Source organism: Enterobacter sp. PL_is511, assembly GCF_055816065.1.
On the sequence record NZ_JBVPGP010000024.1, the window covers coordinates 800,020 to 823,940 of the forward strand.

23 protein-coding genes and 1 riboswitch are annotated in these 23,921 nt (G+C 59.0%); of the genes, 16 read left to right on the top strand and 7 right to left on the bottom strand.

Going from position 1 to position 23,921, the window contains the following annotated elements:
- Window positions 1–7 precede the first annotated feature (7 nt).
- Window positions 8–1,591, bottom strand: a complete 1,584-nt coding sequence (hpxW, locus tag AC0TN7_RS19200) for an oxamate amidohydrolase (RefSeq protein ID WP_473702356.1) — start codon at window positions 1,589–1,591, stop codon at window positions 8–10.
- Between the two features lie 142 nt (window positions 1,592–1,733).
- On the opposite strand from hpxW, the gene hpxU reads away from it, so the two are divergent.
- The 7 genes from hpxU (at window position 1,734) to hpxK (ending at window position 8,081) form a co-directional block, all read left to right on the top strand.
- On the top strand, window positions 1,734–2,573 hold the full coding sequence (gene hpxU / locus AC0TN7_RS19205) for a MurR/RpiR family transcriptional regulator HpxU (protein ID WP_023311063.1): 840 nt from the start codon (window positions 1,734–1,736) through the stop codon (window positions 2,571–2,573).
- 191 nt (window positions 2,574–2,764) lie between these two features.
- Entirely contained in the window at window positions 2,765–3,547 is a 783-nt protein-coding gene (locus AC0TN7_RS19210; protein WP_008499846.1) for a transporter substrate-binding domain-containing protein, read from the top strand.
- A 4-nt stretch (window positions 3,548–3,551) separates the two neighbouring features.
- The gene (locus AC0TN7_RS19215) at window positions 3,552–4,217 is read left to right on the top strand and encodes an amino acid ABC transporter permease (protein WP_024909609.1); all 666 of its coding nucleotides are present in this window, start codon (window positions 3,552–3,554) and stop codon (window positions 4,215–4,217) included.
- On the top strand, window positions 4,217–4,873 hold the full coding sequence (locus AC0TN7_RS19220; protein WP_071789398.1) for an amino acid ABC transporter permease: 657 nt from the start codon (window positions 4,217–4,219) through the stop codon (window positions 4,871–4,873). The genes AC0TN7_RS19215 and AC0TN7_RS19220 overlap by 1 nt, the downstream gene beginning before the upstream one ends.
- Window positions 4,854–5,591 carry an amino acid ABC transporter ATP-binding protein gene (locus AC0TN7_RS19225; RefSeq protein ID WP_023327069.1) on the top strand — a complete coding sequence of 246 codons (738 nt, stop codon included), beginning with the start codon at window positions 4,854–4,856 and terminating at the stop codon, window positions 5,589–5,591. Before AC0TN7_RS19220 ends, AC0TN7_RS19225 begins: the two co-directional genes overlap by 20 nt.
- A 13-nt stretch (window positions 5,592–5,604) precedes the next feature.
- Window positions 5,605–6,846, top strand: coding sequence for a pyridoxal-phosphate-dependent aminotransferase family protein (locus tag AC0TN7_RS19230; RefSeq protein WP_417927201.1), 1,242 nt, complete (start codon window positions 5,605–5,607; stop codon window positions 6,844–6,846).
- Window positions 6,843–8,081 (top strand): allantoate amidohydrolase, encoded by a 1,239-nt coding sequence (hpxK, locus tag AC0TN7_RS19235; RefSeq protein ID WP_417927202.1) that lies wholly within the window; start codon window positions 6,843–6,845, stop codon window positions 8,079–8,081. The genes AC0TN7_RS19230 and hpxK overlap by 4 nt, the downstream gene beginning before the upstream one ends.
- On the opposite strand, the gene AC0TN7_RS19240 is transcribed toward hpxK, so the two are convergent.
- Complete coding sequence (locus tag AC0TN7_RS19240; RefSeq protein ID WP_167212583.1) at window positions 8,078–9,193, bottom strand: ABC transporter ATP-binding protein; 1,116 nt, start codon at window positions 9,191–9,193, stop codon at window positions 8,078–8,080. The two genes, hpxK and AC0TN7_RS19240, sit on opposite strands and share 4 nt — an antisense overlap.
- Window positions 9,194–9,514: 321 nt before the next feature.
- Here AC0TN7_RS19240 and AC0TN7_RS19245 point away from each other — a divergent pair, with 321 nt between their 5' ends.
- From AC0TN7_RS19245 to AC0TN7_RS19270, 6 genes are all read left to right on the top strand, one after another.
- Window positions 9,515–10,729, top strand: a complete 1,215-nt coding sequence (locus AC0TN7_RS19245) for an extracellular solute-binding protein (protein ID WP_024909614.1) — start codon at window positions 9,515–9,517, stop codon at window positions 10,727–10,729.
- A 57-nt stretch (window positions 10,730–10,786) separates the two neighbouring features.
- A complete protein-coding gene (locus tag AC0TN7_RS19250) occupies window positions 10,787–12,091 on the top strand; it encodes a carbohydrate ABC transporter permease (RefSeq protein WP_061715575.1) in 1,305 nt (434 codons plus the stop codon).
- Window positions 12,092–12,102: 11 nt separating this feature from the next.
- Window positions 12,103–12,954 (top strand): sugar ABC transporter permease, encoded by an 852-nt coding sequence (locus tag AC0TN7_RS19255; protein WP_042715482.1) that lies wholly within the window; start codon window positions 12,103–12,105, stop codon window positions 12,952–12,954.
- A 2-nt stretch (window positions 12,955–12,956) separates the two neighbouring features.
- A complete protein-coding gene (locus AC0TN7_RS19260) occupies window positions 12,957–14,159 on the top strand; it encodes a glycoside hydrolase family 53 protein (protein ID WP_024909617.1) in 1,203 nt (400 codons plus the stop codon).
- A 29-nt stretch (window positions 14,160–14,188) separates the two neighbouring features.
- A complete protein-coding gene (locus tag AC0TN7_RS19265; protein WP_024909618.1) occupies window positions 14,189–16,246 on the top strand; it encodes a beta-galactosidase in 2,058 nt (685 codons plus the stop codon).
- A gap of 138 nt (window positions 16,247–16,384) precedes the next feature.
- A complete protein-coding gene (locus AC0TN7_RS19270) occupies window positions 16,385–16,627 on the top strand; it encodes a PTS sugar transporter subunit IIB (protein WP_073961589.1) in 243 nt (80 codons plus the stop codon).
- Between the two features lie 104 nt (window positions 16,628–16,731).
- On the opposite strand, the gene AC0TN7_RS19275 is transcribed toward AC0TN7_RS19270, so the two are convergent.
- The gene (locus tag AC0TN7_RS19275; RefSeq protein ID WP_061715573.1) at window positions 16,732–17,997 is read right to left on the bottom strand and encodes a maltoporin; all 1,266 of its coding nucleotides are present in this window, start codon (window positions 17,995–17,997) and stop codon (window positions 16,732–16,734) included.
- 269 nt (window positions 17,998–18,266) lie between these two features.
- Between AC0TN7_RS19275 and AC0TN7_RS19280 the strand changes: the two genes are divergently transcribed.
- Entirely contained in the window at window positions 18,267–19,343 is a 1,077-nt protein-coding gene (locus tag AC0TN7_RS19280; protein WP_024909621.1) for a LacI family DNA-binding transcriptional regulator, read from the top strand.
- 46 nt (window positions 19,344–19,389) lie between these two features.
- On the opposite strand, the gene AC0TN7_RS19285 is transcribed toward AC0TN7_RS19280, so the two are convergent.
- Complete coding sequence (locus AC0TN7_RS19285; protein ID WP_029741838.1) at window positions 19,390–20,391, bottom strand: magnesium transporter; 1,002 nt, start codon at window positions 20,389–20,391, stop codon at window positions 19,390–19,392.
- A 60-nt stretch (window positions 20,392–20,451) separates the two neighbouring features.
- Window positions 20,452–20,621: riboswitch (M-box (ykoK) riboswitch) on the bottom strand.
- Window positions 20,622–20,781: 160 nt separating this feature from the next.
- Between AC0TN7_RS19285 and AC0TN7_RS19290 the strand changes: the two genes are divergently transcribed.
- Complete coding sequence (locus AC0TN7_RS19290; RefSeq protein WP_048989864.1) at window positions 20,782–21,285, top strand: DedA family protein; 504 nt, start codon at window positions 20,782–20,784, stop codon at window positions 21,283–21,285.
- Between the two features lies 1 nt (window position 21,286).
- Here the strand turns inward: AC0TN7_RS19290 and AC0TN7_RS19295 are convergent, their stop codons facing one another.
- Window positions 21,287–22,036, bottom strand: a complete 750-nt coding sequence (locus AC0TN7_RS19295; protein WP_267216727.1) for an SDR family oxidoreductase — start codon at window positions 22,034–22,036, stop codon at window positions 21,287–21,289.
- Window positions 22,037–22,136: 100 nt separating this feature from the next.
- Here AC0TN7_RS19295 and AC0TN7_RS19300 point away from each other — a divergent pair, with 100 nt between their 5' ends.
- Window positions 22,137–22,496 carry a winged helix-turn-helix transcriptional regulator gene (locus AC0TN7_RS19300; RefSeq protein ID WP_024909625.1) on the top strand — a complete coding sequence of 120 codons (360 nt, stop codon included), beginning with the start codon at window positions 22,137–22,139 and terminating at the stop codon, window positions 22,494–22,496.
- Window position 22,497: 1 nt separating this feature from the next.
- On the opposite strand, the gene AC0TN7_RS19305 is transcribed toward AC0TN7_RS19300, so the two are convergent.
- Window positions 22,498–23,292: an SDR family NAD(P)-dependent oxidoreductase gene (locus AC0TN7_RS19305; RefSeq protein ID WP_417927206.1), complete on the bottom strand. Its 795-nt coding sequence runs from the start codon at window positions 23,290–23,292 to the stop codon at window positions 22,498–22,500.
- A gap of 124 nt (window positions 23,293–23,416) precedes the next feature.
- Window positions 23,417–23,860 (bottom strand): winged helix-turn-helix transcriptional regulator, encoded by a 444-nt coding sequence (locus AC0TN7_RS19310; RefSeq protein WP_417927207.1) that lies wholly within the window; start codon window positions 23,858–23,860, stop codon window positions 23,417–23,419.
- Window positions 23,861–23,921: the final 61 nt, after the last annotated feature.

A 23,921-nucleotide genomic window follows, 5' to 3' on the forward strand; every position in this document is an offset into this window, starting at 1 on the left:
TTTCTCCTCAGAATCCGGCGGTCGCGCCGTTGCTGCGCGGGTCAAATGCCCCTTCGAACAGCCCGTTGGGGTGGCGAACAATGGCACCCGCGTGGCCCATGGCTTCACTAAAGTCAGGGAAGAGCTCCACCTCGTGACCGAGGGCCTGCAGGCGCGCGACCGTCTCGGGTGAAAAACGCCCTTCAAGCTTTAAGGTGTCCGAGGTTTGTCCCCAGGTACGTCCCAGCAGCCAGCGCGGGCGGGTGATGCTCTCCTGCAGGGGGACGCCCTGAACAACGTAGCGGGTAAAGAGCGCGGCCTGGGTTTGCGGCTGCCCGTCGCCGCCCATCGAACCGTAGACCATCACGCGACCGTCCTTCAAACGCGCCGCCGCCGGGTTCAGGGTGTGGAACGGCTGTTTGCCCGGCGCGAGGGCCAGAAGATGGGTGGGATCGAGACTGAACGATGCGCCCCGGTTCTGCCAGACGATGCCGGTATCGGGCAGCACCACGCCGCTGCCGAACTCGTGATAGATACTCTGGATAAACGACACGGCGAGCCCGCTTTTATCCATTACCCCCATCCACACCGTATCGCCGGGGCCTTTGCCGGCTCCCCACGGCGCGGCGCGGCCGTCGTCAACCCTGTCGGCAAGCGCCTGCAGGGCGGCGGGATCCAGCAGACCCTGAATATCGGTTTTCAGCGCGCGCGGGTCGGTGATGTAGGCATCCCTCAGGCCAAAGGCCAGCTTGGTGGCTTCAACAATGCGGTGAAGGGTTTCGGCGTCGTCGGCTTCCGCCATGTTCAGGCGGTCGGTAATGCCGAGTATCGCCAGCGAGACCAGCCCCTGCGTCGGCGGGGCGTGGTTAAAGATCTCCCCCTGCTGATGCTGCAGCTTCAGCGGCGCGGTGCGTCGGGCGGCGTGAGCGTTGAGATCGGCCAGCGTCACGGGGAGATCCAGCGTCTCCATGCCGCGCGCCAGGACTTCCGCCAGCGGGCCGCGATAAAAGCTGTCCAGGCCGTCCTCCACCAGGCGCGTGAGGGTCGTGGCCATGGCGGGCTGATAAAAACGGCTCCCGACCTGCGGCGGCTTGCCGTCCACCAGCCAGGTTTCCGCGAAGCCGGGAACGTCCTTCAGCTCGTCGAATTTACTGGCCGTGGCGTGGGCCTGAGAGGCTGTGACCGGCGTGCCGTTTTGCGCATAGTCAATGGCGTCGGCCAGCAGGCGAGCCAGCGGCAGCGCCCTGTCGGTCATCTCGCGCGAGACCTTCAGCGCCTCGTCCCATCCGCTCACCGTGCCAGCGACGGTTAGCGCCGCACGGGGGCCGCGATGGGGGATCTGCGTGAGCCCGTCGTAGGCGGCCAGCGTCGCGCGCGATCCCGCCGCACCGCTGGCATCAATGGCGACAGGTTCGCCTTCCGGCGGCACGATAAGCCAGAAGCCATCGCCGCCCAGCCCGTTCATGTGCGGATAAACCACGGCAATGGTGGCCGCCGCGGCGACCATTGCCTCTATCGCGCTGCCGCCTTCGCGCAGCACGGCCAGCGCGCTCTGGCTGGCGAGGTGGTGGGGCGCAACCGCCATACCGTGTGTGGAGACATTACTTTGCATGAGGAGTCCTCGTAACCCTGAAGGTCACAAGGTGCTGCAAAAGCTGTTCCAGTTCTGAAAGAAAAGTTTCAGTAAACTGGCACGTATAATGAAAGGTAGAATGAAAGGCAAAATGTGATGAAACAAAAGTTACAGAGGCGCTATGGAACAACTGGATGAACGTCTGAAAGCACAGTACCCGTCGCTGTCGCCGCAGGAGCAGCGGGTGGCGGATTTTATTTTCGACCATTTTGACGATCTCATTAGCTACAACAGCGCCGAGCTGGCGCAGCTGAGCGGGGTGTCGAAAGCCACGGTCAGCCGTCTGTTTAAGCGTCTGGGCTATGAGAAATATAAAGACATGCGCGACGAGCTGCGCACCCTGCGCCAGAGCGGGATGCCGCTCACCGATAACCGCGATGCGGTGCAGGGCAATACGCTGCTGGCGCGTCACTATAAGCAGGAGATGGCGAACCTGACCCAGTGGGTCAATGCCCTCGACGCGCAGCAGTTTGCCGACGCCATGGCCTGCATGGTTAAGGCGCGGCGCATCGTCATTATCGGCATGCGTAACGCCTATCCGGCGGCGCTGCACCTGCGCCAGCAGCTGCTGCAGGCGCGCGGTCAGGTGCTGGTCCTGCCGCAGCCGGGGCAGAGCCTGGGCGAGGAGCTGGTGGATTTAACGCCGGACGATCTGGTGGTGATGATGGCCTTCCGCCGCCGCCCGCGCATTATCCGCCCGCTGATGCAGCAGCTTCAGAGCAGCGGTATTCCGGTGCTGCTGATGTGCGAGCCGCAGGCGCACAGCCTGTTCCCGCTGGCGAGCTGGCAGCTCTGCGCCCCGCTGGACAGCGTCTCGGCCTATGACAGCTACTCCTCGGTCAACAGTCTGATCAACCTGCTGGCGAACGCCTTCCTGCATGAAATTCTCGATAAAGGCCGTCCGCGCATTCACGAGATTGCCTCCCTCTACCAGCAGCTGGACGAACTCGAACAGCGATAATGGGGCATCAGGCTGGTGCTTTGCATTGAAATGGTGCAATTGAACGGGGCGAAAATAGAGAGTATTTTCGCCCCGTCCACGTTTTATCAGGCTTTAAGAGAAAATTCCCCGCTTCGCCTTATCTGGCACATTAGTTGCAAAATCACACTAAAAGAATCTTTTGTTTCATGTTAACGTTACGGGGAAGCACCATGAAAAAATTGTTGATTGCACTGGCCGGGGCCGCATGCCTCTTCACACAGCTGCCGGCAAAGGCTGACCAGCTTCAGGATATCGAGAAGCGCGGCACCATTCGCATTGCCGTGCCGCAGGACTTCCCGCCGTTTGGCTCGGTGGGGACCGATCTGCAGCCGCAGGGCTACGACATCGACATGGCGCGCTACCTGGCTAAACAGATGAAGCTCAAGCTGCAGCTGGTGCCGGTGACCAGCGCCAACCGCGTGCCGTACCTGCAAACCGACAAGGTGGACCTGGTCATTTCCAGCCTCGGTAAAAACCCGGAGCGCGAGAAGGTAATCGACTTCAGCCGCGCCTATGCGCCGTTCTTCCTCGGCGTGTTTGGTCCGAAAGGCGCCGAGCTGAAGGACGCCGCCGCGCTGAGCGGAAAAACCATCGGCGTGACGCGCGGGGCGGTGGAGGACATGGTGCTGACCGGCCTGGCGCCGAAAGACGCGGACGTGAAGCGCTACGAAGACAACAACACTACGCTCTCCGCTTACCTCTCCGGACAGGTGCAGTACGTGGCGACCGGCAACCTCGTGGTGGCAGCCATTTCGCGCCAGAACGCGGCGAAAGCCCCGGTGCCGAGCTTTATGCTGAAAGACTCGCCGTGCTTTATTGGCCTGAAGAAGAACGAACCGGCCCTGAAGGCAAAAGTGGATGCGCTGATCGAGCAGGGCATCAAGGACGGCACGCTGAACGGCCTGTCTGAGCAATGGCTGAAGGCCCCGCTGCCGGCAAACCTTGGCGCCTGAGCCGATGACGGAGCAACTTGATTTTTCAGCCCTCTGGCCGCACTGGCCGGAGCTGCTGGCCGGACTGTGGGTCACTATTCAGCTGACGGTGATGGCCACCGTCGGCGGGCTGGCGACGGGGATTTTCGGGGCGGCAATCCGCAGCGGACGCACCACCTGGTTCAGCCGCATCTGGGGCGCGTACGTGGAAATCATCCGCAACACGCCGTTTGTGGTGCAGCTATTTTTCATCGTCTTCGGCCTGCCGAATCTGGGGCTGAAGATGACGGCGGGGGAAGCGGCGCTGCTGGCCATGGTGGTGAACCTGGGCGCCTACAGCACCGAGATTATCCGCGCGGGCATTCAGGTCACGCCGAAAGGGCAGTGGGAGGCCGGTCGCGTGCTGGGGCTGACCCGCCTGCAGACCTTTATTCGCGTGGTGCTGCCGCCCGCGCTGCAGCGCATTTACCCGGCGCTGGTGAGCCAGTGCATCATCGTGATGCTCGGCTCGTCGGTGGTATCGCAGGTCTCCTATGAAGAGCTGACCTTCGCCGCCAACCTGATCCAGTCCAGAACGTTTTTAAGCTTTGAGGTTTATCTGGTGACAACCGGGATTTACTTAGCGCTGTCGATTACCCTGCGCCAGCTGATGATGGCGGCAGGACGGAAATGGCTGGGGGTGCAGGCATGATGACCACCTTTACCGACTGGGACATTATTCGCAACCTGCTGCTGGCCGGACGCTGGACGGTGCTGCTGTCGCTGGTGGCGTTCGTCGGCGGGGCGGCGGTGACGCTGCCGCTCCTGCTGCTGCGCCTCACCGGCGGGCGCGCGGTGAAGCGCATCATCCGCGGCTATATTGAGCTGTTTCAGGGCACGCCGCTGCTGATGCAGCTGTTCCTGGCCTTCTTTGGCGTGGCGCTGTTCGGCATCGACGTCTCGCCGTGGACCGCCGCCTCGCTGGCGCTGACGTTCTACACCAGCGCGTTTCTGCTCGATATCTGGAACGGCAGCATTCGCGCCCTGCCGAAAGGGCAGTGGGAAGCCTCGCGCTGTCTGGGGCTGACCTTCGGCCAGACCCTGTTTCGCGTGGTCGCCCCGCAGGCGCTGCGCATCGGCATTGCGCCGACGGTCGGCTTTGCCGTGCAGGTGATCAAGGGCACCGCGCTGGCGTCGATTATCGGCTTTATCGAGCTGACCAAGGCCGGGACTATGCTGACCAACGTAACCTATCAGCCGTTTAAGGTCTTTGCGCTGGTGGCGCTCGGCTACTTTATTCTGTGCTATCCGCTGTCGCGCTACAGCCGCTATCTGGAGACGAAATTCAATGCCTCTCATCACCATTAATCAGGTGCAGAAGTACTACGGCGATAACCACGTGCTCAAGGGCGTCGATCTGGATATCGACATGGGCCAGGTGATCTCCATCATCGGGCGCAGCGGATCGGGCAAAAGCACGCTGCTGCGCTGCATCAACGGCCTGGAAGGGTATCAGGACGGCAGCATCAAGCTGGGCGGCATGACCATTACCGACCGGGATTCCCAGGCGCGTGAAATCAGCCGCTCGGTCGGGATGGTGTTCCAGAGCTTCAACCTGTTCCCTCACATGACGGCGCTGGAGAACGTGATGCTCGCCCCGCGTCGGGTGCTGAAAAAAAGCGCCGCCGAATGCCGGGCGCTGGCGCAGCAGATGCTGGAGAAGGTTGGCCTCGGCGATCGTCTGGATTACTACCCGTCGAGCCTCTCCGGCGGCCAGCAGCAGCGCGTGGCGATTGCCCGCGCGCTGGCGATGTCGCCGAAAGTGTTACTCTGCGACGAGATCACCTCCGCGCTGGATCCGGAGCTGGTGGGCGAAGTGCTCAAAGTGCTGGAGCAGCTGGCGGCCGAGGGGATGACGCTCATACTGGTTACCCATGAAATGAATTTTGCCCGCGAAGTGGGCGACCGCGTGGTGTTTATGCACCAGGGGAAAGTCTGGGAGCAGGGCGACAGCAAAACGCTGTTCGCCAACCCGCAAACCACGGAACTGAAGCAGTTCATCTCCTCCGTGCGCGGCCTCAACTGATAAGGACTGAACAATGGATATCGCACAATTTCCGCAAATCAATCCGCCCCAGCGCCTGCTGATGGGGCCGGGCCCGATCAACGCCGACCCGCGCGTGCTGCGCGCCATGTCGAGCCAGCTGATCGGCCAGTACGATCCGGCCATGACCCACTACATGAACGAGGTGATGGCGCTCTACCGCGGGGTGTTCCGCACCGAAAACCGCTGGACGATGCTGGTGGACGGCACCTCCCGTGCGGGAATTGAGGCCATTCTGGTCTCCGCCATTCGCCCGGGAGATAAGGTGCTGGTGCCGGTCTTTGGCCGCTTTGGCCACTTGCTGTGCGAAATTGCCCGCCGCTGCCGCGCGGAGGTGCATACCATCGAGGTGCCGTGGGGCGAGGTGTTTACCCCGGACCAGGTCGAGGATGCGGTTAAGCGTATTCGTCCGCGCCTGCTGCTGACCGTGCAGGGCGACACCTCCACCACCATGCTGCAGCCGCTCGCGGAGCTGGGTGCCATCTGCCGCCGCTATGACGTGCTGTTTTATACCGACGCCACCGCGTCGCTCGGCGGTAACGCGCTGGAGACCGACGCCTGGGGGCTGGACGCCGTCTCGGCCGGGATGCAGAAGTGCCTCGGCGGCCCGTCGGGCACGTCGCCGATCACGCTTAGCGCGCGGATGGAAGAGGCGATCCGCCGCCGCAAGTGCGTGGAAGAGGGCATTCGCACCGACGCCCACCGCGACGGCGACGAGGAGATGATCTACTCCAACTACTTCGATCTCGGCATGGTGATGGACTACTGGGGGCCGGAACGCCTGAACCACCACACCGAAGCCACTACCGCGCTGTTTGGCGCCCGCGAATGCGCGCGGCTGATCCTGCAGGAAGGGCTGGATAACGGCATCGCCCGCCACAGGCTGCACGGCGATGCGCTGCTGAAGGGCATTCAGGCGATGGGGCTGGAGACCTTCGGCGACCTGAAGCACAAGATGAACAACGTGCTGGGCGTGGTGATCCCGCAGGGCGTCAACGGTGACCAGGTGCGTAAGCTGATGCTGGAGGATTTTGGGATTGAAATCGGCACCTCGTTTGGCCCGCTGCACGGCAAAGTGTGGCGCATTGGCACCATGGGCTATAACGCGCGCAAGGACTGCGTGATGACCACCCTGAGCGCGCTGGAGTCGGTGCTGAACTACCTCAAATTCACCACCACGCAGGGGGCCGCCATGCAGGCCGCGTGGGACCACTATAGCCGCGAGACGCCGCAATGAGCCCGGCGGCAGAGCGGGTGATGGCGCGCGCCGACGCGCTGGCCGCCATCAGCGAAACCCCGGATGCGCTGACACGGGTCTATCTCTCCACGCAGCATCTGCAGGCCAACCAGCTGGTCGGGGAGTGGATGCGCCAGGCGGGCATGACCGTCTGGCAGGACAGCGTGGGCAACATTTGCGGACGCTATGAAGGCGCGCAGGAAGGGGCGCAGGCGGTGCTGCTCGGCTCGCATCTGGATACCGTGCGCAACGCCGGGCGCTACGACGGCATGCTCGGGGTGCTCACCGCCATCGAAGTGGTGGACAGCCTGCACCAGCAGGGTCTGCATCTGGCGCAGGCCATAGAAATTGTCGGCTTTGGCGACGAAGAGGGAACCCGTTTTGGGATCACCCTGTTAGGCAGCCGGGGCATCACCGGCACCTGGCCGCAGGGCTGGCTGGAGACGTGCGATGCTCATGGCATCAGCGTGGCGCAGGCGATGGTGCAGGCGGGGCTCGATCCTGCCCGCGTGGCGCTCGCGGCACGTCATCAGGACGATTTCAGCGCCTGTCTGGAACTGCACATCGAACAGGGGCCGTGTCTGGAGCAGGAAGGGCTGGCGCTGGGCGTGGTGGAAGCCATTAACGGCGCGCGCCGCCTCAGCTGCCGCTTCACCGGCGAGGCCGGGCATGCGGGTACCGTGCCGATGAATCACCGCAAGGATGCCCTGGCCGCCGCCGCCGAGTGGATGGTGCTGATCGAAAACACCACCCGACAGCAGGGCGGCAACCGGGTGGCGACGGTCGGTGAGCTGCGCTGCGTGCCCGGCGCGGTCAACGTGATCCCCGGCGAGGTTGCGCTCTCGCTGGATATTCGCGGCCCGCAGGATGCCCCGCTTGACGCGCTGCTCGCTGAACTGTTGGCGCAGGCGCAGGCGATTGCCGCGCGTCGCGGTCTGCGCTTCAGCGCCGAGGAGTTTTACCGGATCGCCGCCACGCCGTGCGATGCGCGTTTGCAGGATCTGCTGGGACAGGCCGTTGAGTCGGTGCAGGGGCGCTCATTATCGCTGCCGAGCGGCGCCGGGCATGACACCATCGCCCTGGCAGAACGCTGGCCGGTCGGCATGCTGTTTGTGCGCTGCAAAGGGGGCATCAGCCACCATCCGGCGGAATCGGTGATGGCTGAGGATGTTGCCCTGGCGATTGAGGCGTTTGGGCGGGCGGTGAGAAAGCTGGCTGACGGTGGCGCGCGTTAAGCCACCGAACGCACCGCATCTTCGATATCCGCGCTCACCCGGACATCCTGCTCGTCAAAGACCATGCAGTGGCGATCGTCGAAGGCCACGTCTATCTTCTGCCAGGGCGCGAACTTCACGTCGCCCGGCAGCAAGATCTTCACGTTGTCATGGCCGTAGCATTGTCCAAACAGGTAAGTATTGTTCCCCAGCCGCTCCACTACTTCACAGCTAAATTCCAGCCGCGTGCCGCGGTGAAGGTCAGTGGTTAAATGTTCCGGACGGATGCCCAGCGTAACCTGGCTGCCCGGCTGCAGCGGTGTGGTGGTTATCGCGAGCGTGAGCGACTTCTGCTGCGACAACCTGACGGTGAACTTGCCCGGCTGCCAGGCCTCAACGGTCGCCGGCAGAAAGTTCATCTTCGGAGAACCGATAAACCCGGCGACAAACTTATTCGCCGGTTTGTAATAGAGATCCATCGGGGCGCCCATCTGCTCCACTTTGCCGTAGTTCATGACCACAATTTTATCGGCCAGCGTCATGGCCTCAATCTGGTCGTGGGTGACATACACCATGGTGGTTTTCAGCTCCTGGTGCAGGCGAGCGAGGTGCAGGCGCATCTCCACGCGCAGTTCGGCATCCAGGTTGGAAAGCGGCTCATCGAACATAAAGACGCGCGGGTTACGCACGATAGCGCGGCCAATCGCGACGCGCTGGCGCTGGCCGCCGGAGAGCTGTTTGGGCTTGCGGTCCAGCAGGTGAGAAAGCTGCAGCGTTTTGGCGACCATCTCGACCTGATGGCGGATCTGATCTTTCGGCACTTTATTCACCTTCAGCCCGTAGCCCATGTTTTCGGCCACCGTCATGTGCGGATAGAGCGCGTAGGACTGAAAGACCATCGCCACCCCCCGGTGGGAAGGGGCAATGTCGTTCATCACCTCGTTACCGATCAGCACTTCACCCTCGCTTATCTCCTCCAGCCCGGCAATCATGCGCAGCATCGTGGATTTGCCACAGCCGGAAGGCCCGACGAATACGGCAAACTCACCGTCCTCTATATCAAGATTAACGTTGTGGAGCGTGACGGTGTCGCCAAAGCGCTTGGTGACATTCCTCAATTGTATGTTCGACATCAGTGTTCCCCAGGTAAACCGCCGGGTATGTTTTACGTATAACAATCACGTTCAACGTGGCCGGACGGTGCAATTTGTCTGCCTTGACTATAACTTCCAGCATTCATGCGCCCTATACAGATATTCCATTAATGTTATGACGATCACACAACTTGCAGTTTTATGTAGAGTTATCATGATGTGAAGGGTAGCGTATAGCCAACCAAAGGCATTTGATGTCATACGTACAGCGCCAGTTTTAACAGGATGTATAGCGGGGTTTGTAGGGCGTCAGATGCAATAACAACCATAAAATTGTTATACCTTCACATGAGGTTGATAATGAAAAAGAACATACTCGCTGCTCTGATCCTCTCTACGCTCGCGGTTCAGGCTCACGCTACCGCGCAGCTTAACGTCTGGGAAGACATCAAGAAGTCGTCCGGTATTAAAGATGCGGTCGCGGACTTTGAAAAACAGTACGACGTTAAGGTCAACGTGCAGGAAACCCCTTACGCACAGCAGCTGGAAAAACTGCGCCTGGACGGCCCGGCAGGCATTGGCCCGGACGTGCTGGTCATTCCTAACGATCAGCTGGGCGGCGCCGTCGTACAAGGGTTATTGACCCCCCTGAATCTGGACAATAAGCAGACCGAACAGTACACCCCGGCCTCGATTAACGCCTTCAAAATGGATAACGCCCTCTACGGCGTGCCGAAAGCGGTTGAGACGCTGGTGCTGATCTACAACAAAGATCTCATCGACAAGCCGCTCAACTCGCTGCAGGACTGGTATGACTTTTCTAAACAGCAGCGCGCAAAAAACCAGTACGGTCTGCTCGCCAAGTTCGATCAGATTTACTACAGCTGGGGCGCGATCTCCCCGATGGGAGGCTACATCTTCGGTCAAAACGATAAAGGCGGCTATAACGCCAGCGACGTCGGCCTGAACAAGCCGGGCGCGGTAGAAGCCGTGACGTACCTGAAAAAATTCTACGCTGACGAGATTTTCCCTGCCGGGATAGTCGGCGACAACGGCCTGAACGCAATCGACTCCCTGTTTACCGAAAAGAAAGCGGCAGCCGTCATCAACGGCCCGTGGGCGTTCCAGCCTTATGAAGCGGCAGGCATCAACTACGGCGTGGCGCCGCTGCCCACGCTGCCGGACGGCAAGCCAATGAGCTCCTTCCTCGGCGTGAAAGGCTACGTCGTTTCCACCTGGAGCAAGGACAAAGCGCTGGCGCAGAAATTTATCGAATTCATCAACAAGCCGCAGTACGTGAAAACCCGCTACGTGGCCACGCGGGAGATCCCGCCGCTGACCGCAATGATCGACGATCCGGTAATCAAGAACGACGAGAAGGCGAGCGCCGTTGCGGTGCAGGCCGCGCGAGCCACCGCCATGCCGGGTATCCCTGAAATGGGCGAAGTCTGGGGGCCGGCCAACGCCGCGCTGGAGCTGAGCCTGACCGGCAAACAGGATCCCAAAGCCGCGCTGGACGGCGCAGAGAAACAGGTCCAGATGCAAATCGAAGCCATGCAGGCCAGCAACCAGTAATTTTCTGACGTCGCAGAACGGGAGGCCACTCTCCCGTTTTATTGAAAGGAGTTGTCTGTGAGTATCATCCCGGAAAATTTTGCCAGACCGCACGGGGCCGGGCGTCACGCCTGGACCGGCCTGCTGCTGGCGGTCATCCCCGGCTTCGGCCAGTTCTATCACCGCCAGTGGCTGAAGGGCGTTATCTTCCTGGTGCTGCTGGCCAGTTTTATCGGCGTTTTTGCCGATTTCCTGCGCGAAGGGCTTTGGGGGCTGGTGACGCTGGGGGAGGAAGTGCCGCGGGATAACTCCATCTTCCTGCTGGCAGAAGGGATCATTAGCGTACTGATCGCCGCCTTTGGCGTGATGGTGTATTACCTGTCGATGCGCGATGCCTGGGTTAACGGTCGAAAACGTGATGAAGGGCTGGGGCTAAACAGCGTGCGTAAGCAGTATCAGATGCTGCTAAGCGACGGCTTTCCGTATCTGATGATCACGCCGGGCTTTATTCTGCTGGTGTTTGTGGTGGTTTTCCCGATCCTGTTCGGTTTTGCCATCGCCTTTACTAACTACAATCTTTACCACACGCCGCCGGCTAAGCTGGTGGATTGGGTTGGGTTTAAGAACTTCGTCAATATTTTCACGCTCTCCATCTGGCGCTCAACCTTCTTCGACGTCCTGCAGTGGACGGTGGTTTGGACGCTGCTCGCCACCACGCTGCAATGTACCGTGGGCGTGCTGCTGGCTATCCTGGTGAACCAGAAAGACCTGCGCTTTAAGCCGCTTATCCGCACCATTTTCATTCTGCCGTGGGCGGTGCCGGGTTTTGTCACCATTCTGGTGTTTGCCGGAATGTTCAATGACTCTTTCGGTGTGATAAACAACGCCATTCTGGCCTTCTTCGGCATTGCGCCGAAAGCCTGGATGACCGATCCGTTCTGGACCAAAACGGCGCTGATCCTGATGCAGACCTGGCTCGGCTTCCCGTTTGTTTTTGCTATGACCACCGGCGTGCTGCAGGCGATCCCTGACGATCTGTACGAAGCCGCCACCATGGACGGGGCCAGCAGTGCGACCAAGCTGCGCACCATCACGCTGCCGCTGGTGCTTTATTCCATTGCGCCAATACTGATTACCCAATACACCTTCAACTTCAATAACTTCAACATCATCTACCTGTTCAATAACGGCGGACCAGCGGTGGTGGGGTCCAATGCGGGTGGGACAGATATCCTGGTGTCGTGGATCTACAAGCTCACCATGTCGTCGTCGCAGTACGCGATTGCGGCGACCATCACTATCCTGCTGTCGATCTTTGTCGTCGGTCTGGCGCTGTGGCAGTTCCGCGCCACCAAATCTTTCAAAAACGACGACATGGCGTAAGGGACGTAACAATGGCTCAATCACAAAGTATTAAACGTGAGAAGTGGGTACGCCTCTCGCTCTCCTGGCTGGTTATCGTGCTGGTGTCGACGATTATCATCTACCCGCTGGTGTGGACGGTCGGCGCGTCGTTTAACGCGGGTAATAGCCTGCTCAGCTCCTCAATTATTCCTGAGAACTTTTCGGTGCAGCACTATGCCGACCTGTTTAACGGCCAGGTGAACTACATGACCTGGTACTGGAACTCGATGAAAATCAGCTTCCTGACCATGGTACTGACCCTCATCAGCGTCAGCTTTACCGCCTATGCCTTTTCGCGCTTTCGCTTTAAGGGACGCCAGAACGGGCTGATGCTGTTCCTGCTCCTGCAGATGATCCCCCAGTTCTCGGCGCTGATTGCCATTTTCGTGCTGTCGCAGCTTTTGGGCCTCATCAACAGCCATCTGGCGCTGGTGCTGATCTACGTGGGCGGCATGATCCCGATGAATACCTACCTGATGAAAGGTTACCTCGACGCCATCCCGAAAGATCTGGATGAATCCGCGCGCATGGACGGGGCCAGTAATTTCCGGATTTTCATCGAAATTATCATGCCGCTTTCGAAGCCGATTGTGGCGGTGGTGGCGCTGTTCTCCTTCACCGGGCCGCTGGGGGATTTCATCCTCTCCAGCACGATTCTGCGCACCCCGGACAAATACACCTTACCCATCGGGCTCTATAACCTGGTGGCGCAAAAAATGGGTGCCAGCTACACCACCTACGCGGCAGGCGCGGTGTTGATTGCGGTGCCGGTAGCGATCCTCTATCTGGCATTACAAAAATACTTCGTCTCCGGCCTGACCTCCGGGAGTACCAAAGGATAATCATGAAAAGACTCAAACCTGCTTTACTTGCCGTTTGCCTCTCCTGCGGCCTTGCCGCGAGCGCGTTTGCGGCGGACGGGGTGAAAACGCGTCCTTTTAACGCCATGCCCGCGGACTTTATCAAGGGCGCGGATATTTCGACGCTGCTGGAAGCGGAACAGCACGGCGCCAAATTTTATAACAACAGCGGCCAGCAGCAGGACGCGATTGCGATCCTGAAGGCTAACGGGGTGAACACCGTGCGCCTGCGCCTGTGGGTTGACCCGCAGGATGCCGACGGCAACACCTACGGCGGCGGCAGTAATAATCTCGAAAACACCCTCGCGCTGGCGAAGCGCGTAAAGGCGCAGGGCCTCAAGCTGCTGCTCGATTTCCACTACAGCGACTTCTGGACCGATCCGGGCAAACAGTTTAAGCCAAAAGCCTGGGAGAAGATGGGCTACCCGCAGCTGAAAACGGCAATTCATGACTACACCCGCGACACGATTGCCCGCTTTAAGAAAGAGGGCGTATTGCCGGACATGGTGCAGATAGGAAACGAAATTAACGGCGGCATGCTGTGGCCGGAAGGGAAAAGCTGGGGGCAGGGCGGCGGCGAATTCGACCGCCTGGCCGGGCTGCTCAACGCCGCGATTGGTGGACTGAAGGAGAACCTGACCGACGGCGAGCAGGTGAAAATCATGCTGCATCTGGCTGAAGGCACCAAAAATGACACCTTCCGCTGGTGGTTTGATGAAATCACGAAGCGCGGCGTGCCGTTCGATATCATCGGCCTGTCGATGTACACCTACTGGAACGGCCCGATTAGCGCGCTGAAGACCAACATGGATGACATCAGCAGGCGCTATAACAAAGACGTGATTGTGGTGGAAGCGGCCTATGGCTATACGCTGGAGAACTGCGATAACGCCGAGAACAGCTTCCAGGCTAAAGAGGAAAAGGACGGCGGCTATCCCGGCACCGTTCAGGGTCAGTACGACTATATTCACGATTTAATGCAGTCCGTGATTGATGTGCCTGACCGTCGCGGCAAGGGCATCTTTTACTGGGAACCGACCTGGATTGCCGTTCCGGGCACCACGTGGGCCACCAAAACCGGCATGAAATATATCCATGACGAGTGGAAAGAGGGTAATGCCCGTGAGAATCAGGCGTTATTTGATTGCCAGGGCAAAGTGCTGCCGTCAATCACGGTATTTAACTAGTTTTTATCTTCATTCAGGACGTTTTAAATATGAATAAATTTGCGCCTTTAAGTCCAAAGGTCGCGGCGTTATTGCATGGCGCCGACTATAACCCGGAGCAATGGGAGAATTACCCCGGTATTATTGAAAAAGATATCGCCATGATGCAGCAGGCGAAATGTAATGTCATGTCGGTGGGGATATTTAGCTGGGCGAAACTGGAGCCTCAGGAAGGGGAATATGATTTTGCCTGGCTGGACAGCATTATTGAAAAACTCTATGCGGCGGGCATTCATATATTTCTCGCTACGCCGAGCGGCGCGCGTCCGGCATGGATGTCGCAAAAATATCCTGAAGTGCTGCGCGTCGGACGCAACCGCGTCCCCGCGCTGCACGGCGGGCGTCACAACCACTGCATGTCGTCTCCGGTTTACCGCGAAAAGACGATGAAAATTAACAGCCTGCTGGCGGCGCGTTATTCGCATCATCCGGCGGTGCTGGGCTGGCATATCTCCAATGAGTACGGCGGCGAATGCCACTGTAGCCTGTGCCAGGAACGCTTCCGCGACTGGCTAAAGGCGCGCTACAAAACCCTCGACGCGCTGAACCATGCGTGGTGGAGCACCTTCTGGAGCCATACCTACACCGACTGGTCGCAAATTGAGTCCCCCGCGCCGCAGGGGGAAGTGTCGATTCACGGCCTGAATCTCGACTGGCGCCGCTTCAATACCGCGCAGGTCACCGATTTTTGCCAGCATGAAGTGGCGCCGCTGAAGGCCGCCAATGCCGACCTGCCGGTAACGACCAACTTTATGGAGTATTTCTACGATTATGACTACTGGCAGCTGGCGAAAGCGATCGACTTCATCTCCTGGGACAGCTACCCGATGTGGCACAAGGAGAAAGACGAAACGCAGCTGGCCTGCTATACCGCCATGTACCACGACATGATGCGCAGCCTGAAGGGCGGTAAACCCTTTGTGCTGATGGAGTCCACGCCGAGCACCACCAACTGGCAGCCGACCAGCAAGCTGAAAAAGCCGGGGATGCATATTCTCTCCTCTGTTCAGGCGGTGGCGCACGGGGCGGATTCGGTGCAGTACTTCCAGTGGCGTAAGAGCCGCGGGTCGGTGGAGAAATTCCACGGTGCGATTATCGATCACGTGGGGCATCTTGATACCCGCGTCGGGCGCGAAGTGACGCGTCTGGGGGAGATGCTGGCCCGTCTGCCTGAGGTGGTGGGGTGCCGCACCGACGCGCGCGTGGCCATTATCTTTGACCAGCAAAACCGCTGGGCGCTGGACGATGCCGAAGGCCCGCGCAACATGGGGCTGGAGTACGAAAAAACCGTCAACGAACACTATCGTCCGTTCTGGGAAAAGGGCATCGCGGTCGACGTCATCGACGCTGACGGCGATCTGAGCCGCTACGCGCTGGTGATTGCCCCCATGCTCTACATGGTGCGCGAAGGTTTCGCCGAGCGGGCGGAAGCCTTTGTGGCCGCGGGCGGGCATCTGGTGACGACCTACTGGAGCGGGGTAGTGGATGAGACCGATCTCTGCCACCTCGGCGGTTTCCCGGGCCCGCTGCGCAAGCTCCTCGGCATCTGGGCGGAAGAGATTGACTGCCTGGGCGAGGGGGAGCGAAACCTGGTTCAGGGGCTGGCGGGCAATGCGGCGGGCCTGCAGGGGCCGTATCAGGTCAGGCATCTGTGCGAGCTGATCCATACTGAATCCGCGCAGGCGCTGGCGACCTACCGGGATGATTTCTACGCAGGTCGCCCTGCGGTGACGGTCAACCGCTTTGGCAAAGGCAAGGCGTGGCACGTGGCGTCGCGTAACGATCTGCCGTTCCAGCGCGATTTCTTTGCCGGGATTATCGACGAGCTGGCGCTGCCGCGCGCGGTCGAGGGGGATTTCCCGCCGGGCGTGGTCGCGACGGCGCGCACGGATGGCGAAACCGCCTGGGTGTTTGTGCAGAACTACACGGCCCAGCAGCAGCTCATCACGCTGCCGCAGGGGTATACCGACTGCATGACCGATGCCGCCGCTGCGGGCGATATCGTGCTGCTTCCCTGGGACTGTCGGGTGCTCAGGCGTAAAGCGTAAGAACCGCCCGGCGGCGCTGCGCTTGCACGGGCCTACAAAACCCGTAGGCCGGGTAAGCGCAGCGCCACCCGGCAACAAGGCACAAAACGCCTGCTCCCCGAGCAGGCATTTTTTTATCTGCATACAGAGAGGCGTATTATGGACAGTCAAATTACTCAGCGTTTAATTCCGGCATTTGGCGGCGACGATAATATCGAGCACGTCGAAGCCTGTATTACCCGCCTGCGCGTGACGGTAAAAGATTTAAATAAGGTCGATTCCCAGGCGATACAGAATGAGGGGGCGCTGGGGGTGATTATTATCGGCCAGCAGGTGCACGCTATATTCGGCAGGCAGTCTGATACATTACGGAAATTATTAGACGAACATTTTAATCAGTAAATATAAAAAAGGGATAGCCAAAGTAATGGCTATCCCAAAGCAGTAAAATAGACTGCAGGTTGCTGGAGATACGATAACGATTAACGCAAATTATAAATTACGACTTACCACCAGGCCTCGACCTGCACACCGAAGTTCCAGGTATTATTCGCGGTGCCATCTTCGAAGGATTGCCCTTTTTCGGAGTCATTCAGGTAAGAGGCAAAGACGCGCAGCTCAGGACGCGACATAAAATCAGGTCCGTCTGCCAGCCCCAGCGCGAGGGTGTACTTCTCGCCGCTCTGCTTGTACTTAGTGCCGTCGGTATAAGTATCTTCCTGGTAGAATCCGCCCACTTCGCCAATCAGACGCACGTACTCGGTGAACTGATACTGCGCGCGCCCCACCAGCGATACCAGGCGTGATTTGTCCGTGTACTGCGTGGTGTCGTCTGCCGAGCCCCATGTCAGAACGTGGTTAAAGGAGAACTTGTCGGTAATCGGAATTAAGCCGGTGTTAATCACGCGGTAGCCGGTGGCGTCGTTCACGTAGTTCCACATGTCGTACCAGCCCCCACCCTGTGACACCATGTTCTGGGCCAGACCTTTATTGGCGTACTGCAGCACCAGCTTGTTATAGCCGCCAAACATATCCTGGCTGATCTCACCGGTGACCATTACGCCGTTATCGGCCTCGTACAGTCCGCCGTACTCTTTCTGCTTGTTGGTCGGGTTTGGCATGGCGTAATCAATACCCACTTCCGTCCACGCGCCCGCCCACGGCTTCCAGCCCGCATAGCGAAGGTCGATGTAGTTGATGTTAACGTCGCTGTCGCCATCCACGCGGTAGTCCACGTCGTTGGCATCGCCGCGGATCCACGCAACGGAGACTGCGCCCGGGCCAAGCGTGTAGTTCTCGATACCCGCACCGGAGCCGGAAATATTCCAGTATTTGGTATCAATGATGTGCAGGTCATGGCGCTGGTAGTAGCGCTTACCGCCCCAAATCACCGCATTGGGATCCCCGGGGATCAGCCCCTTGATCTGCAGGTTAAGCTGGCGCAGGCCGAACTGGGCATCGTCATCTAAGGTGGTTTCATTGTCGTTGGAGCCGTCTGAGACCATGCTCACCATGCTGTCGAGATAGAAACTGACGTCGTTCTTTTTGTATACCTCGGAGCCCAGCTCCAGCTCGCCGTAGGTGTCGGCCTCGTTCCCGAGACGGCCAATTTTGTTTTTTTGCCACTCCTCCATCCCACCATCCCGTGAGACGCCCACGCCGGAGCGAAGATATCCATGAAAATCAATCGGTACTGAAGACGCTGCAAACAGCGAAGGCGATGCCAGCGCGGCAGCCAACGCAACAGATACAGAGCGGATCGTCGTGTTCATTGTAACCCTCTTATTGTTTTGTAATACGTTCACAAATCCGCTGTCATAAAATGCCTAAACCCGTTAACTGGCAATTGCGCGATCCGAAATGTGTGATTAACTGCAAATAAAATAGACAATTTTGTTACGAGTAATGAGATCGGACACAAATTATGGCATTGTGAGCGTCATACTTTTTGATGGTGTTATGCCCACAGCGAGAGGGTGGTAAGCGTTTTTTTTCAGCACCCCTGTTACAATCAGCGCATAACAACATAAGGAACCGGACCATGAAGTCGAAAAGCGCAACGTTAGAGGACGTGGCACGCCATGCGGGCGTCTCCTATCAGACCGTGTCCAGGGTACTGAATAAATCTGCCAATGTATCCGACGCCACGCGCATCAAGGTGGAGAAATCCATAGAGTTATTGCGGTATGTACCCAACCGACTGGCTCAGCAGCTGGTGGGCAAGCAGAGCCAGACCGTTGGGCTGGTGACCATTTCGCTGGCGCTGCACGCGCCTTCGCAGGTTGCGGCGGCGGTGAAACGCTATGCCAATGTGGAAGGCTACCAGGTACTGATCTCAATGATTGATGAGAACGTCAACCACAGCATCCAGGACTCCATCAACGAGCTGAAATCCCAGCTGGTGAGCAAAGTGATCATCAACGTGCCGCTGGAGGCTGAAGCGGCGCAGAAAATCGCCGCCGACAACGACGACATTGTCTGCCTGTTCCTCGACGTTGACCCGTACAGTTCCGTGTTTAACGTTTCGTTTAATCCGGCGGACGGCACCCGCGCCAGCGTCAAATATCTTTACGAGCTGGGGCATCGCGACATTGCCCTGCTGGCGGGGCCGGCGTCTTCCGTGTCGGCGCAGCTGAGGCTGAAAAGCTGGATCGAGACCCTGAAGGGCTACGGTCTGGAGCCAGCATCGGTCATTCGCGGCAACTGGGATGCGCAAAGCGGTTATTCGGGAGCGTTGCAAATGCTGCGGGAAACGGCGCAGTTTACCGCCGTGCTGGTGGCGAACGACCAGATGGCGCTCGGCGTGCTGAGCGCGTTCCATCAGCAGCAGATTTCAATTCCGGGCGAGAAGTCGGTGATTGGCTACGATGACACCTATGAAAGCTCATTCTTCTACCCGGCGCTGACGACGGTATCGCTGGATTTAGATCTGCAGGGTAAAGAGGCGGTGCGCCGCATTCTCGACAGCGGTGAAGAGAATGCCCAGCGCATGTCCTCAATTTTACCTGCCCGTCTGGTGGTGCGTCAGTCCACCGGGCCGAAAGGGGAGAAAGGGAAAAACCTGCAGGCGCTTGCCCAGCAGCTGCGTGAGATCGCGCATCAGCTCGGCGATGCGTAGCGAAGTGAGCACCTCAATCACGTGCGTGAATGAGGTGCTCGCAAGCTTACTCCAGCCCCAGCGTGTACTGGGCAATTTTGAAGTAGATAATCAGCCCGGTACCGTCGATAAGCGTCGCGATAAACGGCGCGGAGACGACCGCCGGGTCAATGCCGCAGCGCTTGAGCACCATTGGAATGACGGACGACACAATCGCACTCCAGAGCGTAATGCACACCAGCGTCAGGCTGACGATAAGCGTGATTTCCAGCCCAATCCCCATCATCCAGGCGCGAATGCACCCGGCAATACCGAGCGTGGCGGCAATCATCAGCGAGGTGGTCATCTCTTTACGCAGCACGCGGCCAACGTCGCGCAGACGCACTTCCCCCAGCGCCATGGCGCGCACCAGGGTGGAGGTGATCTGCGTCCCGCTGTTGCCGCCCGTGCCGATCAGCAGCGGAATAAAAAACGCCAGCGCGATGGCGGACTCCAGCGCCTCTTCAAAATGCTGGATCACCGAGCTGGTGTAGGCCTCCGCGACAAACAGCAGCAGCAGCCAGACGGAGCGTTTTTTCCACAGGCTATACGGGCTGGTGTCCAGATAGGGCTTCTCCAGCGGCAGCGTCGCCCCCTGAAGCTGAGCATCCTCGGTGACGTCATCTTCCAGCAGATGGGCGATTTCGCGCTCGGTCAGACAGCCGACGAGCTTGCCGTGGGTGACCACGGGCACCACGTCCGCGCCGCCGTGCGCCAGCAGCCCGGCAACGTCGGCACGTTCATCCTCCGGTTTGACCTGCAAAAACTGCGAAATCATCAGCGATTTCACCGGCTGTACCGTATCGGCGGTCTGCAGCAATTTACGCACGGCAATCATGCCCGCCAGGCGGCCATTGTCTTCAATAAAAATATGAGACGGAATATCGTCGTCTTTTAATTTTTCGAAGAATTGCTCGCGCGCCAGCGCCACGCATAATGAAATATCGAGGACAATAAAATCGGTATTCATATATTGCGCGATCGCGCTGTCATTGAATGCCAGGTTTTGGTTGTGAATAGCGTAAGACATAGTGAATTCCCTTTGAATAATAAAATCTCTCAGGGGCGAGCAAGACAGGGCATGTCGAAGAGGAGATCCCCACGTCCTGGGTTCAGCACTGTACACCGTATCCCGTGAGGGAAGTTATACTGACAAAGCCTTGATTCGACAGTGCCTGTTTTACCCTGTGTCGATTCTCTCGAACCTACCAGAGCGATAACGTGTATTTGTACAGGAGCCTCGCCATAACGAGATCGTTGTAAAACGAGGGAAATAATACGCTTATTTGATATTGCCGCTCGGGAAATTAAATAATGTTTAAGAACGGTTTAGGAGAATCTTATTTAATAAAGCGTTGATGGTTTATTTAAGGTCATTCATTTCTAATGGAGGATTATATAATCAACGGAGGAGAAGCAAATGGCGTGGTTTGATAATCTGCTGAATCATTTTGCGCTGTATCCGGCACATCTGTTCGCGCTGTTATTTATGATGGCGCTGAGCAAGTCGACGGTGCTGATCTCCTCCGTGCTGCCGCCCGCCTCGGTGATGCTGCTGGCGGGCATGACCGTCAGCCAGGCGAGCATGCATCCTGCGCTGGCGTGGCTGGCCGTGGTGTTGGGGGCAACGGCGGGCTCGGTGCTGAACTACCATATCGGCCAGCTGATGGGGCACACCCGGCTGGTCACACGTTTTACCTCAAAGCATGCCGACAAGTTCTTGCGGGTACAGCATCAGCTGCAAAAGAACGGTGTCATCGTGCTCTTTACGTCGCGATTTCTGGCGGTGTTGCGTTACATCGTCCCGCTGGCGGCGGGGATGCTCAGGCTGAATGCAGCAAAGGTCTACGCCGTCAGCCTGATTTCCGCCTGCGTATGGGCGGCGCTGTATGTCGGCATCGTCACCGGCATCAGCGCCTTTTGAGTTACAAACTCCCCATGCCGCCGCCCACCAGCAGCTCCGTTCCTACCGTGTAGCTCGACTCGTCGGAGGCCAGATAGAGCGCGGCTTTTGCCAGCTCCGTCGTCGAGCCCATTCTGCCGAGCGGCACCAGCTTGATGATGTCCGCCATCATCGCGTTAAGCGCCTCGTCGCTTAAGCCCGTTTTGGTAAAGGCTGGGGTTTCCACCGGGCCGGGGCTCAGGCCGTTGACGCGGATCCCGCGCGGCAGCAGCTCCGCCGACAGCGTGCGCGCCAGCGACAGCAGGGCGGCCTTGCTCGCGGCATACACGCTGCTGGTGGGCAGGCCGATGCGCGCGCTCACGGAGCCGCAGAGGATCACCGACGACGGGTTATTCAGCAGCGGCAGCAGCGCCTGGATTAAAAAGAACGGTCCCTTCAGGTTGATGCCCATCAGGCGATCCCACGCATCCTCCTGCCAGGCTTCCAGCGGCGCGTGCGTTACGTCGCCGGCGTTGAGAAACACCGCGTCGAGGCGCGGCCAGCGGGCGGCGAGGGTTTCCGCCAGCGCTTTCTGCGACGCGATATCGCCCGCATCGGTTGGGATCACCCAGGCCTTATCGCCCAGAATGCGCTCTGCTTCGGCGAGGGTGTCCGGGTTGCGTCCGGTCACGGCGACGCGCGCCCCTTCGGCGATAAACGCCTGCGCGGTGGCAAGACCGATGCCGCTGGTGCCACCGGTAATCAACGTATACTTATCGGTTAAACGACCCATGTTCTTCTCCTGAAATGTCTCTGGAGAAAGCACTATAGAAACGTTAGTATCGAAAGGAAACCAGGTACCAAATGGATACTAAAGAGGCAAGAGGTGTGCTATGGCAGAAATGCTGGAGGAGTGCTGTGAAAAAAAATCTGAGGCGTATACCTGCCCGATGACGCAGTTTGTGAACCTGATTTCCGGCAAATGGGCGATCCCCATTCTCTATCGCCTGATTGTCTTTAATACGCCCGTACGCTTTGGCGACCTGCTGCGGGCGGCTGCCCCCATCACCCAGAAAGAGCTGACGAAGCAGCTGCGCCTGTTTGAACAGCGCGGGCTGGTGACGCGGACGGTCTACCCGGAGATCCCGCCGCGCGTGGAGTATCAGATCACCGGGCTGGGGTTAACCCTGCAGGATGCGCTCTCGCCGCTGGCCGCCTGGATGAGCGAGTACGGCGACCAGCTTCAGCGTTAGGCTACTGCTTTACGTAGCGCGGTGCCGGAATGCCGGTGCGTGCGCTGCTAAACAGCTCAAGGCGCGCCGCTTCGTAGCGCTCCCACAGGCCTGCATCATGCATCGGCGGGATGGTGATCGGTTCGCCCTGATCCAGACCCGCCAGCGACGCATCCACCATATCGTCGGTGGTCATTACCGATCCTTCCGGCAGATCGTCCACCGTGACGCCTGAATGGCTCCAGATCTCCGTCGCCGTGGCGGCGGGCAGCACGGCCTGAATGCGCACGCTGCTCTCGGCAAATTCTTCCTGTAACCCACGGGTAAAGCTCAGTACCCACGCCTTAGTGGCGCTGTAGAGCGCGCTTCCCGCCCGGACGTGCAGGGCCAGCACGGACGCGATATTGATCAGCGTGCCGCGATTATTCTGCGCCAGACGGGGCAGGATGGCGTAGGTCAAACGCATCAGCGCCGTGGTGTTCAGGGTGTTAATGGCCTGATGCTGCCCTACCTCGCCCGCGAGGAACGGTGCCATCTGCGCGGTGCCCGCGTTGTTGATGAGCGTATCAATGGCGGTATTGCTGCGCAGCTCCTCTTCCACGGCGCGGATCCCGGCTTCATCGGTAAGATCGGCCACCAGAATATCGACGGCCACGCCATAGCGTGCGCGCAGGTCGGCGGCGAGGGTTTTCAGGCGATCTTCGCGGCGAGCGACCAGCACCAGGTTGGCACCGCGCGCGGCAAGACGATCGGCATAAACGGCGCCAATCCCGGAGGAGGCGCCCGTGATCAGGGCGGTGGTGATTTGCGTAGTCATCGTGTGTTACCTCAAAGCAAAGTGGGTTATTTGGTTTCAAGATGAAACTGAATTAACTCTCTGCTATTTGGTTTTATAATGCAACCATATTGGCGATCATTTTGTGCTTTTGCCGTTGGGACGGTCAGGAGGGGAGTTTAGCCACGATCTCTTCAGGCGTCAGTTCGCGCCCATCGTCGGCGATAAGCGCCAGTTTGCGCAGGGGTTTGCGCTGTTCGGCATCGACCAGCACGGTGCCGCATTCGTTTTCAGTAAACAAAAATTCATTCCCCCACTGGGACAGGGCAACCAGCACGGTTTGCAGGGCGCGTCCCTTTTCGGTCAGGACGTATTCCTGCCAGGCGCTGCCGTCGGACGCGGGCTGAAGCCGGAGAATGCCTTCATCAACCAGCAGCTTCAGCCGCGTGGTCAGCATGTTTTTCGCAATACCGAGGCTTTTCTGAAACTCGCCGAAGCGTTTAATCCCGCGGAGCGCGTCGCGGACGATCAGCAGCGACCACCAGTCGCCGATGATATCCAGCGAACGGGCGACGGGGCAGGTGCTCTCTTCAAGGCGGGTACGTTTCACAGCGAATTCTCCGGCAGGGTGTGGTTTTATTATAAAACTAATTGGCACACACCGTAAGCAC